12 protein-coding genes and 1 rRNA gene (1 of these 13 only partly in view) are annotated in these 14,992 nt (G+C 59.5%); 3 read left to right on the top strand and 10 right to left on the bottom strand.

Annotated elements, in window-relative coordinates; genetic code table 11:
* Positions 1-157 precede the first annotated feature (157 nt).
* Genes rfaH through NJC40_RS24820 form a run of 8 tightly spaced genes read right to left on the bottom strand, consistent with a single transcriptional unit; the run spans position 158 to position 8,468 of the window.
* Positions 158-643: a transcription/translation regulatory transformer protein RfaH gene (rfaH, locus tag NJC40_RS24855; protein ID WP_045493245.1), complete on the bottom strand. Its 486-nt coding sequence runs from the start codon at positions 641-643 to the stop codon at positions 158-160.
* A 4-nt stretch (positions 644-647) separates the two neighbouring features.
* Complete coding sequence (locus tag NJC40_RS24850; RefSeq protein WP_045493242.1) at positions 648-1,430, bottom strand: WbqC family protein; 783 nt, start codon at positions 1,428-1,430, stop codon at positions 648-650.
* A 30-nt stretch (positions 1,431-1,460) separates the two neighbouring features.
* Positions 1,461-3,677: a polysaccharide biosynthesis tyrosine autokinase gene (locus NJC40_RS24845; RefSeq protein WP_253141371.1), complete on the bottom strand. Its 2,217-nt coding sequence runs from the start codon at positions 3,675-3,677 to the stop codon at positions 1,461-1,463.
* Positions 3,674-4,129 carry a low molecular weight protein-tyrosine-phosphatase gene (locus NJC40_RS24840; protein WP_045493236.1) on the bottom strand — a complete coding sequence of 152 codons (456 nt, stop codon included), beginning with the start codon at positions 4,127-4,129 and terminating at the stop codon, positions 3,674-3,676. Before NJC40_RS24840 ends, NJC40_RS24845 begins: the two co-directional genes overlap by 4 nt.
* Positions 4,119-5,054 carry a glycosyltransferase family 2 protein gene (locus NJC40_RS24835; protein ID WP_045493233.1) on the bottom strand — a complete coding sequence of 312 codons (936 nt, stop codon included), beginning with the start codon at positions 5,052-5,054 and terminating at the stop codon, positions 4,119-4,121. The genes NJC40_RS24840 and NJC40_RS24835 overlap by 11 nt, the downstream gene beginning before the upstream one ends.
* Before the next feature lie 3 nt (positions 5,055-5,057).
* Positions 5,058-6,554, bottom strand: a complete 1,497-nt coding sequence (locus NJC40_RS24830) for a lipopolysaccharide biosynthesis protein (RefSeq protein ID WP_045493230.1) — start codon at positions 6,552-6,554, stop codon at positions 5,058-5,060.
* Positions 6,555-6,559: 5 nt separating this feature from the next.
* Positions 6,560-7,672 (bottom strand): DegT/DnrJ/EryC1/StrS family aminotransferase, encoded by a 1,113-nt coding sequence (locus NJC40_RS24825; protein WP_045493227.1) that lies wholly within the window; start codon positions 7,670-7,672, stop codon positions 6,560-6,562.
* Positions 7,665-8,468, bottom strand: coding sequence for a hypothetical protein (locus NJC40_RS24820; protein WP_045493225.1), 804 nt, complete (start codon positions 8,466-8,468; stop codon positions 7,665-7,667). Before NJC40_RS24820 ends, NJC40_RS24825 begins: the two co-directional genes overlap by 8 nt.
* A 795-nt stretch (positions 8,469-9,263) precedes the next feature.
* Here NJC40_RS24820 and NJC40_RS24815 point away from each other — a divergent pair.
* Together NJC40_RS24815 and NJC40_RS24810 are read left to right on the top strand one after the other, a co-directional pair.
* The gene (locus NJC40_RS24815) at positions 9,264-10,442 is read left to right on the top strand and encodes a cysteine desulfurase family protein (protein ID WP_253141369.1); all 1,179 of its coding nucleotides are present in this window, start codon (positions 9,264-9,266) and stop codon (positions 10,440-10,442) included.
* A 100-nt stretch (positions 10,443-10,542) separates the two neighbouring features.
* Entirely contained in the window at positions 10,543-12,351 is a 1,809-nt protein-coding gene (locus NJC40_RS24810; protein ID WP_253141367.1) for an aminopeptidase P family protein, read from the top strand.
* An 18-nt stretch (positions 12,352-12,369) separates the two neighbouring features.
* Here the strand turns inward: NJC40_RS24810 and NJC40_RS24805 are convergent, their stop codons facing one another.
* Entirely contained in the window at positions 12,370-12,660 is a 291-nt protein-coding gene (locus NJC40_RS24805; RefSeq protein WP_045493217.1) for a hypothetical protein, read from the bottom strand.
* A 161-nt stretch (positions 12,661-12,821) separates the two neighbouring features.
* A complete protein-coding gene (rhtA, locus tag NJC40_RS24800) occupies positions 12,822-13,709 on the bottom strand; it encodes a threonine/homoserine exporter RhtA (RefSeq protein ID WP_253117951.1) in 888 nt (295 codons plus the stop codon).
* Positions 13,710-14,315: 606 nt separating this feature from the next.
* Here rhtA and NJC40_RS24795 point away from each other — a divergent pair.
* Positions 14,316-14,992: ribosomal RNA gene (locus tag NJC40_RS24795) — 16S ribosomal RNA — on the top strand (it continues 860 nt past the right edge of the window).

Raw genomic sequence — 14,992 nt, 5'->3', positions numbered from 1 at the left:
ATTCCGTTGTAAAGGCGAGAGTGGTGATTTGCCTGTAGGAGCGAGCTTGCTCGCGAAGAGGCAATTGCAGTCACGACATTTGTGGCGCCTGGCCAATAGCATTCGCGACCAAGGCCGCTCCTACAGAGAAGCAATCCAGCCGGCAAAACCAGAGGCTTCAGGCCGGTACACGCGCCAACTCGTTGAGCGGCAGGACGACCCGGTGCTGGCGCTGCATCAGGTTAAGCAGGATCACGGCCCGTTCGGTGCCGTCGAAGGCCAGAAAAATGGCTTCCACGTCACAGAAGCTGCGGCTGCGGATCAGCACCGGGTCACCTTGGTTGAAGCTTGAGTGCGGTGTCTGACCGGCCAGGCGCTGGCGGATCTGTTCGATCAGTTCATCGCTTACCGGGGTCGGCTGGCTACCGAACGTCACGATTCGCGACACGCCACGGGTGGAGCGAATCGGGTACCAGTTGTCCTGCATCTGGTCCATGCGGATGAACAGATAGCCGGGAAACAGGGTTTCGGGGCGGGCCGTGTTATTGGTCAGCGGCTGATAGCACTCGAACTGCTGGCGCTGCAGATGCTCCAGGGCACGGGCTTCCTGGCGTGGGCGGGTCTGGATCAGGTACCAGCGGGCGGGGACGGCGAGAGTCGTCATGCAATCACTCCCCGGCAAGCTGTGAGCTGAACGGCACGATATCGGCGTCCATGCACGGGTCGTTAGCAGCACCGCCCTCACTCACACTGAAGTTGCCGAGCAGCGCCTGCACCTGCTCGACGCTGTTGAACATCAGCACATCGATGATCGACAGGTTGGGCACGAACTCATGCTTGAGCTGTGCATAGCTGATCGGGTTCATGGTGAAGAAGCGCAGTTGCAGGCCGTTGCGGGCGAAGCGCTCACGGTCGTACAGCTCAAGGCCGCCAATCGGATTGAGGAAGGTGCCTGCCGAAAAGGTGTGGGCGATGTTGATGACCCGCTCCTGCTTGTCCGTGCAGGCGCTAAGGGTGAGGTTTGAGCCGCGCAGGATCGGCGTGCTGATCTGTAGGTAAGCGCAGATTTCACGCAGGGCGTTTTCTGCATACAGGGCCAGATTGTGTTGGGGGAAGCGGATCAGCCGCTCCAGCAGCGGCATGACCTCACTGAAGTAAGGTGCCTTGCGGTAGCTGTGAACGAGCAGGTTGACCAGCCGCGGCGCGTCGTTCTCGAAAAAACTGTCGGCCAGTTGGCGCTGCATGATGGGCAGCTCGAAGCGGTCCTTTTTGACTGCAAAAGTCATCAGCCGTGGCTGGCCTTCGCAGAGGATACGGTTACGGTTGACCCAGCCGGCGCGGATGTATTGCAGGTCATCGCCCAGTACGAATACATCGGCGGTGGCGATGAGCTGGAAATAGCCCAGATAGGGAAACAGGTACGGCTGCATCATTGCGATGGTCCTGGTCATGGTAAAGCTCCTTGTTCGTCGCAGGCCGGTTTATTTTTGAACCGGGTGGTAGCTGTAGCCGTAGGTCGTGCAGTCGTATTCGGCGGTGGAGGCCTTGCGCACCACTGCGTTGAAAATCGCGCCCTTGATGACGATGCCGTTCTGGTTGAGGCGGCGTTTGCAGGCTTCCAGTTCGCGGGTGGTGGTCAGGCCGAAACGTGCCACCAGCAGGCAAGTGCCGGCCTGGCGGCCGACCAGGGTGCCGTCGGTCACGGCGAGGATCGGCGGGGTGTCGATGATGATCAGGTCGTACTGCGGCGATAGCTCGCCGAGCATTCGGTTGAAGTTGTCGTGCATCAGCAATTCCGACGGGTTGGGCGCCGCGAAGCCACAGGAAATGAAGTCCAGGTGACGGACTTCGGTGTGATGAATGACCTCGGTGTACTTGAGCCTTGCTGCCAGGGTGTCAGACAACCCGTGGCGCGGTTGCAGGCCCAGTACCTTGTGCAGGTAGCCCCTGCGCATGTCGGCGTCGATCAGCAGGACCCGCTTGCCGGTCTGGGCAATGATCACCGCCAGGTTGGCGGAGACGAACGACTTGCCGGCGCCGGGCAGGGGGCTGGTGATCATCAGCACATTGTTGCGCGCTTCGAGCATCGCAAAATGCAGGCTGGTGCGCAGGCTGCGCAAGGATTCCAGGGCCAGTTCTTCCGGGGCGCGGGTGCTGAGCAGGCGCGACTCGCGGGGCAAGCCCGCCGCGTTGGCGGTTTTATCCAGACGCTCTTGCTGGCGCGAGAACGGCAGCGAGGCGTACACCGGCATGCCGAGGTTTTCGATCAGATCGGGGTTTTCGATGCCGCGATAGAACGCCTGGCGGATAAAAATGATGATCACCGCCAGCAGGGCGCCACACAGGGTGGCGACCAGCACCAGCAGTTTCTTCATTGGCTTGACGGGTTTCTCGATGTTGGTGTCGGCATTGTCGATGATGCGTACGTTGCCGATGCTGCCGGCGCGCAGGATGTCCTGTTCCTGGCTCTTGTTGAGCATCAGGGTGTAGGTCTGACTGATGACCTGCATGTCGCGGGTCAGGCGCAACAGTTCTTGCTGCGACTGGGGCAGGCTGTCGATCTTTTTCAGCAGGATCTGCTTCTGGCCTTCCAGTTGGCCGATCTGGCTCATCAAGCTGCGGTAGGTGGGGTGCTCGCGGGTGTAAAGGCGCTCCAGCTCGACGCGTTTGAGCTTGAGCTCCGAGAGCCGGTTGTCCATCTCCACGACCTGATCGAGCACGCCTTTGGTTTCAATGGACAGGTCCACCGAGCGGGCGCTGGTCTGGAATTTCTGCAGAGCGGTCTCGGCTTCTTCGAGTTGCTTGCGCACCATCGGCAATTGCGAGCGAAGAAACTCCAGCCGCTGCGCGGCTTCGGCCGAACTGCGCTCGACATTCTGGCGCACATACAGGCGGCTGACCTCGTTGAGAATGCGGTTGGCTTTCTCGGCGTCCGGGTCCTGCAGAGAGAGGTAGATGATGCCCGAGTCCTTGCCGGCCTCGATGATCTTCAGGCGATCCTGCCAGAGCAGCGCGCTGCTCAGGGTGCGCTGACGCGACACGCTGAACTCGGTGCCGGGACGGGCGTTGAGTTCGGCGACCTGCATGATCACACCATGGCCCAGGCTGGTGCGTCGTACCGCGCCATTGAGCAGCAGATTGCCGTCGGCGTCATACAGGCTGTACTCACCGGTTTTGCCGGCCACCAGTTTCAATGCCTCACCCAGCAACGCCTCGGGCACTGTGAGCTGGAAAATATCGAGCTTCTCCCCGCCCCATGCATAGCTATCGAGGCCAAACAGCGGTTCGGCCAGTTGCCCTTGGTACTGGGGCTGGAAATTACGCGCCAGCCAGGCGCCGATGACCGGCACGTGGTCGGGGGTTGCCTCGATGTTCAGGCGCAGGTCATCGACCACCTTGACCAGCAGCGCGCGGGATTTGATCAGCTCGATCTCGGTGGTGGCCTGGGAGGCCGACATCGGTTTGTTGCTGACCTCCGGCACGCCTTCGATACCAACCTTGCGCGGTTCGATCTGGATCATCGCCGAGGCCTGGTACACCGGTGTGGCGAGCACCACGTACAGTACGCCGAGCACGAAGAACATGCCGGTCAGCCAGAAAATCAGGCGCTTGTGGTCGAGCAACAGGTGTAACAGGGTGGTCAGGTCGATCCGGGTGTCCTGGTAGTGGTCCAGGGTGGAGCGGTTCATGACAGTCATTGGTTCGGATCTCCTGACTGAATATAAGGAAGCCAGTCATCGACGCAGCGCGACAGATGCGTGTAGGTCTGTTCGAACGCCGCTCTGGGGCGCTTATAGGGGTCGACGATTTCTGCCGCGTGCTGCCACTGGCCGATCAGGAAGGTCTTGCCGCGCACCTCCGGGGCCAGACGAAACAGACTGGCCAGGTGCGGTTGCTCCATCGACAGGATCAGGTCGGCACGGCGCAACATTTGCCGGTCCACCTGCTGCGAGCGATGGCCGGGCAACTCAAGGCCGTGAAGGTCCAGTACTTCCCTGGCCAGGCCATCGATCGGTGCGCCGGTCAGCGCGTGCAGGCCGGCCGAGCGGATCGAGATCGGCCGGTCTGCCAGCCGGTCACGCAGAATGGCCTCGGCCATGGGGCTGCGGCAGATGTTGCCGACGCAGACCACCAGCAGTTCACTGAACATGGGCTTTGGCCGGTTGTGGACGCAGGCGCCGGCCAAGGTTGACAACGAAGTTGCGTGCCACCCGCAGCAGGGCCTGGACCTTGTGGCGCGGCGACAAGGCAGACAGCGACAGGCAGACACTCTGGATCAGGAAGTGCTCATACAGCGCCTGGTTGCCGAGGCGGTGGTAGTAGTTGGCCAGGCTTGAGCTGGTCTGCAGGCTCATGTGCAACTTGCGCTTGTCGCTACGCATCGAAAAGATCCCGCCAGGGTGCAGGCGGTAGGCCGCCGGTTTGATTTGCGCCATGAACTTGCCTTTGCCATAGGCGCCGAGCAGCGACCACCAGCACAGGTCGTTGAGCGGTGCGACGCGCATCTGCAACTCTGGCGGCATGCTGCTCAGCACATTGCGAAAACAGGTGGTCAGGGTCGATATGGGCCGGGCCTTTTGCAGCTCCAGCGCAGTGGCATCGCCGCGCAATTTACCTTGCAGTTGCACGCCGTACTGGCCCTTGTCATCGAAGGCAATCGCGTCGTGGTAGGTGATCACGTAGTCGGGGTGGCGCTCCAGAAAATCCACCTGCAACTGCAGTTTGCGCGGGTCGGTCCAGTAGTCATCACCTTCACAGAACGCGATATAGCGGCCCCGCGCTTTGACAAACAATTCGGGCACACAGGGCTTGCCGAGCCGAAACTGATTTTCGCTCTGATAAAACGGCCGGATGATGTGCGCATAGCGCTCGGCGTATTGCGCGATGATCCGCGCGGTGTTGTCAGTCGAGGCATCGTCGTTGATGAGGATCTCGAAGTTGAAATCGGTCTGCTGCGCCAGAAATCCATCCAGGGTCTGGGCGATGAACGCTTCCTGGTTATAGGTCGGGCAGACAATGCTCAACAACGGTGGCTGGGACGATTCGTGGCGCGTATGACGGGCAATGGCATCCATGGCTCAGGTACTCGGTTTGCTCAACGTTAGATAGATCTTGTGCAGCAGCGGGCGATGACTGAGGGTCACCGGCAACAGGGTCAGCAAACCGCAGAGCGCCAGCGCAAGGACCACGCTGAAACGATCAGGGCCGGCAATCAGTTTGAACAGCGGCGCACTCAGCGTCAGGCCGAGCAAGGTCATCAGGCTGATCCGCAGCAGGTCGCGCAGCCACGGCCCATGCAGGGCAGGCGCCAGGCGGCGGTGGACGATCAGCGGCCAGATCGCCAGTGACACCAGACGCAGGCCGGCCCAGCTCAGCGCTGCACCGAGCACGCCCAGTTCATGGATGGCCCAGACCGTCAGCGGCACGCTGATGACGGCGCAAACCAGGCTGTAGGTGACGTGCAGGCGGATCTGCCCGTAGGCGTATTGCAGGTAAAACTGAAAGCCGCTGATGGCCATGATCGCGCTGCCCAGCACGTACCAGCCCAGCACCGGCTGGCTCCAGCGGGCGGCCTGCAGGTCGCCGGTCCAGGCATAGATCAGCGCCTGGCCATGCAGGGCGATGATCCCGGCCAGAGGAAACAGCAGGGTGCAGACAAACCGGTGGGCATCAAGAAACAGCCGGTGCATGTCCGCTTCGCGGTTCTCGGCCATCAACCGTGCCAGGCGCGGCAGCAGGGTCTGCACCAGCGGGTTGGTCAGGGTCAGCAGGCCGGTGGCGATCAGTGCGATCAGCGCGAAGTAGCCGTATTCATCGAGCGGCAGGCGCTCGGCCAACAACACCTTGTCCAGTTGGGTCAGCACGATCCACAGGATCGCGGTGAACGACAGGCTGGCGGCGAACGGCATGAGCGGCCTGACCAGCGCGGCATCGAAACCGGCCAGGCCGGCAGGCATTTGCCGCCAGGCTCGCACCGCGAACAGCAAGCTTTCCAGCAGGCTGACCAGTACCTGGAACAGGAAAAAATCGCGTACCTCTTGCGACCACAGGCTGACCAGCAGCAGGGCACCGAAATAACGCAGGGTCGCGACCAGCACATTGGCGGCGTTCAGCCAGGCGTGCTGTTCCAGGCCCTGTAGCCCGCTGCGATACAGGGTCGCGTACAGGCGCAGCGCGATAATCACGCCCATCAGGCTAATGCAGTCGCTGACAGTCTGCGCCGAGAGCACTTGTGCGTTCAGCCATTGGCTGGCCAGCCACGCACTGGCCAGGTGCACGGCCAGCGCGCAAGCGACGGTCAGCGGCACGAACAGCAGCTCGAACGAGCGCAGCAGCCGCCCGCTTGCCTGGCGACCGGCTGCGTCTGCCGGTTGTTGGGTAACGGCGCGTACCAGGCTCGGTGACAGGCCGGCGTCCAGCAATTGCAACCAGGCTTGCAACACCGTGAAGAAGCCGATCAGGCCATAGGCCTCTGCCCCCAGATGCGCCAGGTAGAACGGCATTACAGCAATGCCGACCAGCAGCACGTAGGCTTGCCCGGCATAGTTGAACAGCGTATTGCGCATGACCGACATGGCTGTCACCCGACCTGGGCCACGGCGGAGCCGGCAGCCTCTGGACTGCAGGTTTCGAGCAGGGTCTGGATCACTTGTTGCTGCTCTTGCGGGTGCAGGCCTGGGTAGATCGGCAGGCATAGCACCCGCTCGCTCAGGGCGCGGGCGATGGGTTGGCCGGCTTGTGGCTGGAGATATTCCAGCGTGTCGAGGCTGGGGTAGAAGTAACGGCGCGGATTGATGCCGTTGGCGTTGAGCGCCGTACGCGCCTTGAGCAGTTGCTGCTCGTCGCGCAGGGCCACCGGGAAGTAGCTGTTGTTCAACTGGCTGTCGGCCTGGGCGCTCTGCAGGTCCATGTAGTCGCGCAAGCGGCTGTTATAGCGCCAGGCGATTTCGGCACGGGCTTCAAGGATGTTGTCGATATCGTCGAGGATGCACAGGCCCATGGCGGCGGAGAATTCGTTGAGCTTGGCATTGATGCCGATGCCCTCGATGCGGTCGACATTGGCGATGCCGAAGTTGCACAGCAGCATGACCCGCCGCGCCACCTCGTCATCGTCAGTGACGATGGCGCCGCCTTCGATGGTGTGAAACAGCTTGGTGGCATGAAAACTCAAGGTGCTGATGTCACCCCAGCGGTACACCGATTGCCCGGCGTGGCGCACCGCGAAGGCATGAGCACCGTCGTAGATGACTTTCAGGTTGCGCCGGCGGGCAATGCTGTCAATCGCCTCGACGTCACACGGGTTGCCAAACACATGGGTGGCAACGATGGCGCTGGTGTCGGCTTCGATGGCTTGTTCGATGTGCGCCGGGGAGAGGTTCCAGGTCTGTGGGTCGATATCGGAGAATAACGGGCGGATGCCTTCCCACTGTAATGAGCTGGTGGTGGCGACGAAGCTGAACGGGGTGGTGACGGCACTGCCGGTCAGGTTCAGTGCGCGGTAGGCGATTTGCAAGGCCAGGGTGCCGTTGTTGGTGAGGATCACGTGACGCACGCCCAGGTAGTCGCGCAGCCGGGCTTGCAGTTCCATCAGCAGTGGCCCGTGATTGGTCAGCCAGCCACGGCTGTAGATCCCTTCGACGTAGCGCTTGAACTTGTCGATGTCGCCAAGGTACGTCTTGGTCACGTTAATCATCTGAACCTCCGTGTTGTCGGGCTGAAGAAGCGTCAGGCCTGAGGGCCTGAGCGCTGACCCGCATGGCCCGGCGTTCGGTAATGCGCCGGATCAGACGGGTAATGAGGCTGCCGTGGTGCGGGTCGCCGAAGTGCAAAATGGCGGTGGCGCGGATAACGCCGGGGCTGCACGGCTGGTTGGCATGCAGCGATCGGTAGCCCCAGAACAGGTAAATGCTGCCGGGGACCAATTGCACGATCAGCGGCTTGAGCCAGCCCAGGCGGATTGCCCATGCCAGCAAGCTGCGGGTTATGGCGTTTTGCAGCAGCATCTTGTGCAGCACATTGACCAGCAACGAACGCGAGGCGCTGCGCAGGTTGGGAAACATCATCAGGTCGCCACGCTGCTGGCCTTCATCCGGGATGTAGATGGGGATGAGCACCGTGACCAGGCTGGCATCGAAGTGAAAGCAGTTCGACTCCCGACGCCCTTGGTTGCCTTGCACGCAACGCAAGACCGGAAAGATGCTCTGGCCTACGCTTTGCTGGCCGGCAGCCAGGCAGTAAAGGTCGGCGAGCAATTGTTGCAGGGTCGGGCTGGAGCACATCTGCAGCAGTGAACAACCTGCCAGTGCCTGTTCTCCATGACAGGCGAAATACTCCCCGGCATGCCGCTGGGCCTGCTGGTCGGTAAAGGCGCGCAGTTGTGTCAGGTCATCGTGGCTCAACAGACTCTCGATACAGGCGTAGCCCTGAGTATCAATGCTGCGGGCCAATTGTCTGATCGGTTCAGAAACAGCTGCAAAAGTAGACGGCATTCGTTCACACCTCTGGGTAGGAGGAGGCGAAAAACCAAATACATTGGCGCCATGGCCTGGTTCATCGAGCATTTGTCTGGGCACGCTACCGCCCGAAGCTCAATGCTTCGGGGGGAGGCGTGAATAGGTGTAACCAGTCCTTGTCAATCGCTCAGAAATGTCCGAGCAATGGGAAAACTCCAGGCAAAGCTACCGCCACACCGAACAGAGTCAGCAGTTCAATAAGGGGTATGCGAGTTGACAGACATCCAGTGGCGCCAATAGCACCCTGGAAACAACCGGAATACGGGAATACAACCATGTAGGGGTCAATACGACCACATCAATGCAATGCTCTGTGGCATTGGCATACAAGCCAGGTGTGGTCAGACAGACCTATATATTGGGGCCGTCTGAGGATCTGTCAAATTATTTCGTCAAAATCCTGTTTTGTTTCTGATAAAAAACATGACTTTCAGGTAACCGATTGATTTTAAAGGTGTCAAAAAACATGTGTTGTTTTTTTGGCGCCCCTGTGTCGACTTTTAACTGTCCGGTTTACTGCCGGTTTTATTGATGACTTGACAGTCTTGCGGTACGCCTTGAATCGGTCTGTTGATCAAGTTGGCGGGATAATGAGTATTTTTATATGTGATTTGGTTATTAATTAATTCAAATTAATAATTTTTAGTTCTATTTGGTCTGGTGCATCATGAGCCCATGGTTAGATGGGTCGGGTATCACGCAACCTCTGTAACGTGAGCCGGCCCTGGAAACGATCTGCCGAGCCAGATCGTGCATTCTAGAGGGATGTTCATGAGCGATAACGCACTGTATTTCGATTATGCCGCCACCACGCCTGTGGACGAGCGGGTCATTCAGGTGATTGTTTCGTGTCTGGGCCAATCAGGCACCTTTGGTAATCCGGCTTCCAGTTCTCACCGGTTCGGGCAGGCAGCACGGCAAACGGTCGAAATGGCCCGCCAACAGGTCGCGACACTGGTGGGCGCCAGCGCCGGCCAGATCATCTGGACCTCCGGGGCCACCGAATCCAACAATCTGGCACTCAAGGGCGCAGCGCAAGCCTGGTGTCAGCGCCAGGGTCGCGCCGGCGGGCATATCATCACCAGCCAGATTGAGCACAAAGCCATTCTCGATACTGCCCATTACCTTCAGGGGCAGGGCTTTGAGGTGACTTACCTGGTCCCTGACGCGGACGGGCTGATCACTCCCGAGGCGGTCAGCGCCGCGCTGCGTGAAGACACGCTGCTGGTCTCGCTGATGCTGGTCAACAATGAACTGGGCACGGTCAATGACATCGCCGAGACCGGTCGCCGGGTGCGCGCCCATGGCGCCTTGCTGCACGTCGATGCGGCTCAGGCGGCGGGCAAGTTGGCGATTGATCTGAGCGTACTGGAGGTCGATCTGATGTCGTTTTCAGCGCACAAGATTTACGGGCCCAAAGGTATCGGCGCGCTGTATGTCGGACCGCGTGCCGAGCAGCGGGTACTGGCGCAGATTCACGGTGGCGGCCATGAGCAGGGCTTGCGCTCCGGTACTCTGGCGACCCACCAGATTGCCGGAATGGGCAGCGCTTTCGCTCTGGCTGGCGAACATCTGGAACAGGAGATTGCCGACACATGGCAGTTGAACCGGCGCTTGTGCGAATTGCTGGCAGACGTTCCCGGGCTGGTCATTAACGGCAGCCGCGAGCAACGTATACCGCATACCTTGAGCTTGACCTTTACTCATCTGGACCTGGATGTCGCCGCACTGGGGCAATCGTTGGCGTTTTCTTCGACCTCGGCGTGCAATTCGGCCAGCAGCGCTCCGTCCCATGTCTTGTCGGCGCTGGGATACGATGCGCAGCGCGCTGCACAGACCATCCGCCTGAGCTTGGGGCGTTTCACCCAGGCGGCGGATATCGAACGGGTTGCCGGGCTGATTCGCGATGCGTTGCGGCCGGCGCCGTTCTGGGCGGTTGCCCATGCCTGAGCGGGAGGCTACAGAATCGGCGAGCGCAGCCATTTTGTAGACACCCTCTAAGACCTGCTCCATTATCTGACCTGAATCGAACGGGTCAGCAGGAGTAGCAATGAGTACACAAACCCATGCCAAGGGAGTGGCGGCGCAACGTCTGGCCAGCGCGCGGGCGTTGATGAGTCGTGAAGGAATCGACGCGTGGTTGGTGCCGTCGGCTGATCCGCATCTCTCTGAATACCTGCCGGGCTACTGGCAAGGCCGGCAATGGCTTTGCGGATTCAACGGTTCGGTTGGCACGCTGGTTATCACCCATGATTTCGCCGGGTTGTGGGTCGACAGTCGCTACTGGGAGCAGGCCGAAAAGGAGCTGGCTGGCAGTGGCGTCGAACTGGTCAAGCTGTTGCCCGGCCAGCAAGGCCCGTTGGAGTGGCTGGCTGATCAGGCGGTCGCCGACAGTGTGGTAGCAGTCGACGGTACGGTGCTGGCGGTGGCCTCTTCGCGGGCGTTGGCCAGCAAGCTCTATGAGCGTGGTGCCCGCCTGCGTACCGATATGGACCTGCTCAACGAGCTGTGGCGGGATCGCCCGGCGCTGCCGGCCAACCCGGTGTATGAGCATTTGCCGCCCCAGGCCAGCGAGAGCCGTCGCGACAAGATCGAGCGGTTGCGCAAGAGCATGCTCGAACGCGATGCCGACTGGCATTTCATTGCGACCCTGGATGACATCGCCTGGCTGTTTAACCTGAGGGGTTCGGATGTCTCCTATAACCCGGTGTTCATCTGTTTTGCGCTGATCGGACCGAACAGCGTCACGCTGTTTGTCGCAGGCGACAAGGTCAGCAAGTTTGTGCGCGAAAGCCTGGAGCGCGACGGTGTGTCGTTACTGGAGTACACCCAGATTGGTGCGGCCTTGCGTGAAGTGCCGGGCGATGCGCGGTTGCTTTTGGACCCTGCGAAGGTGACCTGCGGTCTGCTCGACTATCTGGATGCACAAGTCAGTCTGGTCGAAGCGCTGAACCCGACCACCCTGTTCAAGGCGCAGAAGAACGCTGAGGACACGCGGCATATTCGTCGAGTCATGGAGCAGGACGGCGCAGCACTGTGCGAATTCTTTGCCTGGCTGGACGGGGCGCTGGGGCGTGAGCCGGTCAGTGAGCTTGATATCGATGAGCAACTGAGTCTGGCCCGTAAGCGTCGTCCTGGTTACATCTGCCCCAGCTTCGCCACGATTGCCGGATTCAATGGCAATGGGGCCATGCCGCATTACCGCGCCAGCGAGGCGGCGTTTGCGCAGATCGAAGGCGATGGCCTGTTGCTGATCGACTCGGGTGGTCAGTACCTGGGGGGCACCACCGACATTACCCGGATGGTTCCTGTCGGTCGGCTGAGTGCCGAACAGAAGCGCGATTGCAGTCGAGTACTCAAGGGCGTGATTGCCCTGTCACGGGCGCATTTTCCCAAAGGCATCCTGTCGCCTTTGCTGGACGCGATTGCGCGGGCGCCCATCTGGGCTGATGAGGTGAACTATGGTCATGGAACCGGGCACGGGGTCGGGTACTTCCTGAACGTTCATGAAGGGCCGCAAGTGATCGCCTACCAGGCACCGGCGACGCCGCAGACCGCCATGCTGCCGGGCATGATTACGTCCATTGAACCTGGTACTTATCGGCCGGGGCGGTGGGGCGTGAGAATCGAGAATCTGGTGATTAATCAGCCGGCGGGGCAAAGCGAGTTTGGCGAGTTCCTGCGTTTTGAAACCCTGACCCTGTGCCCGATCGACACCCGTTGCCTGGACCTGGGTATGCTCAGCGCTGAAGAAAAAGGCTGGCTCAATGCCTACCATGCTCACGTTAACGAGCGGCTGAGCCCCTTGCTGCAGGGGGCTGGGCTGGCATGGTTGAGGGCGCGTACTGCCGCTGTCTGAGACAGCGGCACCGCCAGACTAAAGGCGGGGTTTCTTGCAGATGATGATCATGCTGCGGCTGGTGTAGCCGGCGGGATTGAGGCCGAAGGGGTAATCGCCTGGATCTTCGACGGCATCGCCAGACTTGGCGATGACCCGGTACTCGGTCGACTCGCAGACATTGGTCGCTTGTTCGTAGCACCTGTCCCAAGAGGACGACAGGCCCGAGCAATTGATATGAATGCCGCGTTTGGTCTTCTTGACCGGTGCGCTGGTGGCTGCGCAGCCTGCCACGGCCACGAGCGCCAGTACGATAACGATGTATTTCATCCCGCTCCTTAACCGGTCACCTGGTTGAGCCTGCATTGAAGCTGGCGTGGACATTCGATGGCTTTCACCGTGGTCAGTTCATCCATATGAATAAACCGTACCAGAGATGGCCTAAACATGTCTCATGTGCGAGATAAATACTAGCCCTGCATGCTCGGCACTCAGTCAGCCGGTACCAGTTTGGGCTGGTCCGGGGCCGTCGACAGCGTGACGCCTATAGAAGCCAGGATAATGGCGCCGATGGCCAACCATTGCAGCAGTGACAATTGCTCATGGAGAAAGACCATGCCGGAAAGTGCGGCAAATACCGGCTCCAGACTGGCCAGGGTGCCAAAGGTTCGCGCCGACATGCGGGTCAGAGCGACCATCTCCAGACTATAAGGAAGGGCTGTGGAGAGGATGGCCACTCCGATGGCCGCAGGCAGTAGTGAAATATCCAGTAATGCAGAGCCGGCATGCGCGATACCGAACGGGGCAACGAACATCGCGGCCACAATTACCCCAAGTGCGGCAGTCTGCACGCCGTTATGCTCACCGGCCTTCTGGCCGAACACGATATAAGCTGCCCAGCAGGCGCCGGCACCCAGTGCGCAGGCGGCGCCGAATGGATCAAGGCTGGCGGCTGACTCGCTACCCGGTATAAGCAGCAGCAAGCCAAGAATCGCCAGGCCGATCCAGAGAAAGTCGACCAGCTTGCGCGAAGCGAGCAGCGCCACAGTTAGCGGGCCGGTAAGTTCCAGTGCCACGGCAATGCCTAACGGTACGCTGCGCAACGACATATAGAAGAGCAGGTTCATTCCGCCCAGCGCCACGCCATAAAGAATAATGGCCGGAATGGACTGGGCGGTAAGACGCGCACGCCAGGGGCGCAGCACCAGGATCATGATGATGGCGGCGAATATCAGGCGTAGAGTCGTTGTGCCTTGTGCGCCTACAGCAGGAAAAAGACTCTTGGCCAGGGATGCGCCGGTCTGGATCGAAGCCATCGCGATCAACAGCAATCCCAGCGGGAAGAGTAGGGGGGCGAGGCTACGGGATGAAGTGGTCATGACAGGCTCGAACAGGATAAGGATGGATCACTGATGAGCATGATGCGTAACAATGCAGAAGTGCGCAATATAATGCGCAGTTATTTAATTTTGAAACAAAATGGAATTAACGGTTGACGGGGTTTCAGATGTCCTTATAATGCGCACCACTTCCAACGCGGAATGAACGAGAAACTCCTTGGTAATCAACGAGTTAGGAGTTCAGAAAGGGTTGGAGGCGGTGCGAGCCTCCTGGCTCCGGCGGTGAAAAAGGCAGTTGACAGCAACTTAGGATGCTGTAAGATTCGCCTCCCGCTGACGAGTTAGTCGAAAGATGCTCGGCACGCTGTTCGGTTCTAGCGTTTCGAAGTTTTGAATGAGTTTGAAACTTCTGAAAATAAATGCTTGACAGAACAAGAGGTTAGCGTAGAATGCGCGCCTCGGTTGAAGCGAAAGGCTCAACCAACCGCTCTTTAACAATTGAATCAAGCAATTCGTGTGGGTGCTTGCGCTGTCAGACTGAGAGTCAACAGATTATCAGCAACGTAAGTGGCCATGCGAGAAATCACATAGTCATTTGAGATTGCTGAGCCAAGTTTAGGGTTTTCTCAAAACCCAAGCAGTATTGAACTGAAGAGTTTGATCATGGCTCAGATTGAACGCTGGCGGCAGGCCTAACACATGCAAGTCGAGCGGTAGAGAGAAGCTTGCTTCTCTTGAGAGCGGCGGACGGGTGAGTAATGCCTAGGAATCTGCCTGATAGTGGGGGATAACGTCCGGAAACGGACGCTAATACCGCATACGTCCTACGGGAGAAAGTGGGGGCTCTTCGGACCTCACGCTATCAGATGAGCCTAGGTCGGATTAGCTAGTTGGTGGGGTAAAGGCTCACCAAGGCGACGATCCGTAACTGGTCTGAGAGGATGATCAGTCACACTGGAACTGAGACACGGTCCAGACTCCTACGGGAGGCAGCAGTGGGGAATATTGGACAATGGGCGAAAGCCTGATCCAGCCATGCCGCGTGTGTGAAGAAGGTCTTCGGATTGTAAAGCACTTTAAGTTGGGAGGAAGGGTCGTTACCTAATACGTGACGATTTTGACGTTACCGACAGAATAAGCACCGGCTAACTCTGTGCCAGCAGCCGCGGTAATACAGAGGGTGCAAGCGTTAATCGGAATTACTGGGCGTAAAGCGCGCGTAGGTGGTTTGTTAAGTTGGATGTGAAATCCCCGGGCTCAACCTGGGAACTGCATCCAAAACTGGCAAGCTAGAGTAGGGCAGAGGGTGGTGGAATTTCCTG

The sequence above is a fragment of the Pseudomonas sp. 21LCFQ02 genome, assembly GCF_024129895.2.
Taxonomy (GTDB): domain Bacteria; phylum Pseudomonadota; class Gammaproteobacteria; order Pseudomonadales; family Pseudomonadaceae; genus Aquipseudomonas.
The sequence above is the reverse complement of the archived record's forward strand: the minus strand, read 5'-3'. Positions and strand labels throughout refer to the sequence as shown.

Excerpts from the sequence above, each read along its gene's own strand:
- NJC40_RS24825 (WP_045493227.1), bottom strand. The coding sequence starts at position 7,672 with ATGATTAACGTGACCAAGACGTACCTTGGCGACATCGACAAGTTCAAG.
- NJC40_RS24805 (WP_045493217.1), bottom strand. The coding sequence starts at position 12,660 with ATGAAATACATCGTTATCGTACTGGCGCTCGTGGCCGTGGCAGGCTGC.
- NJC40_RS24835 (WP_045493233.1), bottom strand. The coding sequence starts at position 5,054 with ATGGATGCCATTGCCCGTCATACGCGCCACGAATCGTCCCAGCCACCG.
- NJC40_RS24845 (WP_253141371.1), bottom strand. The coding sequence starts at position 3,677 with ATGACTGTCATGAACCGCTCCACCCTGGACCACTACCAGGACACCCGG.
- rfaH (WP_045493245.1), bottom strand. The coding sequence starts at position 643 with ATGACGACTCTCGCCGTCCCCGCCCGCTGGTACCTGATCCAGACCCGC.
- NJC40_RS24840 (WP_045493236.1), bottom strand. The coding sequence starts at position 4,129 with ATGTTCAGTGAACTGCTGGTGGTCTGCGTCGGCAACATCTGCCGCAGC.
- NJC40_RS24830 (WP_045493230.1), bottom strand. The coding sequence starts at position 6,554 with ATGTCGGTCATGCGCAATACGCTGTTCAACTATGCCGGGCAAGCCTAC.
- NJC40_RS24820 (WP_045493225.1), bottom strand. The coding sequence starts at position 8,468 with ATGCCGTCTACTTTTGCAGCTGTTTCTGAACCGATCAGACAATTGGCC.
- rhtA (WP_253117951.1), bottom strand. The coding sequence starts at position 13,709 with ATGACCACTTCATCCCGTAGCCTCGCCCCCCTACTCTTCCCGCTGGGA.
- NJC40_RS24810 (WP_253141367.1), top strand. The coding sequence starts at position 10,543 with ATGAGTACACAAACCCATGCCAAGGGAGTGGCGGCGCAACGTCTGGCC.
- NJC40_RS24850 (WP_045493242.1), bottom strand. The coding sequence starts at position 1,430 with ATGACCAGGACCATCGCAATGATGCAGCCGTACCTGTTTCCCTATCTG.
- NJC40_RS24815 (WP_253141369.1), top strand. The coding sequence starts at position 9,264 with ATGAGCGATAACGCACTGTATTTCGATTATGCCGCCACCACGCCTGTG.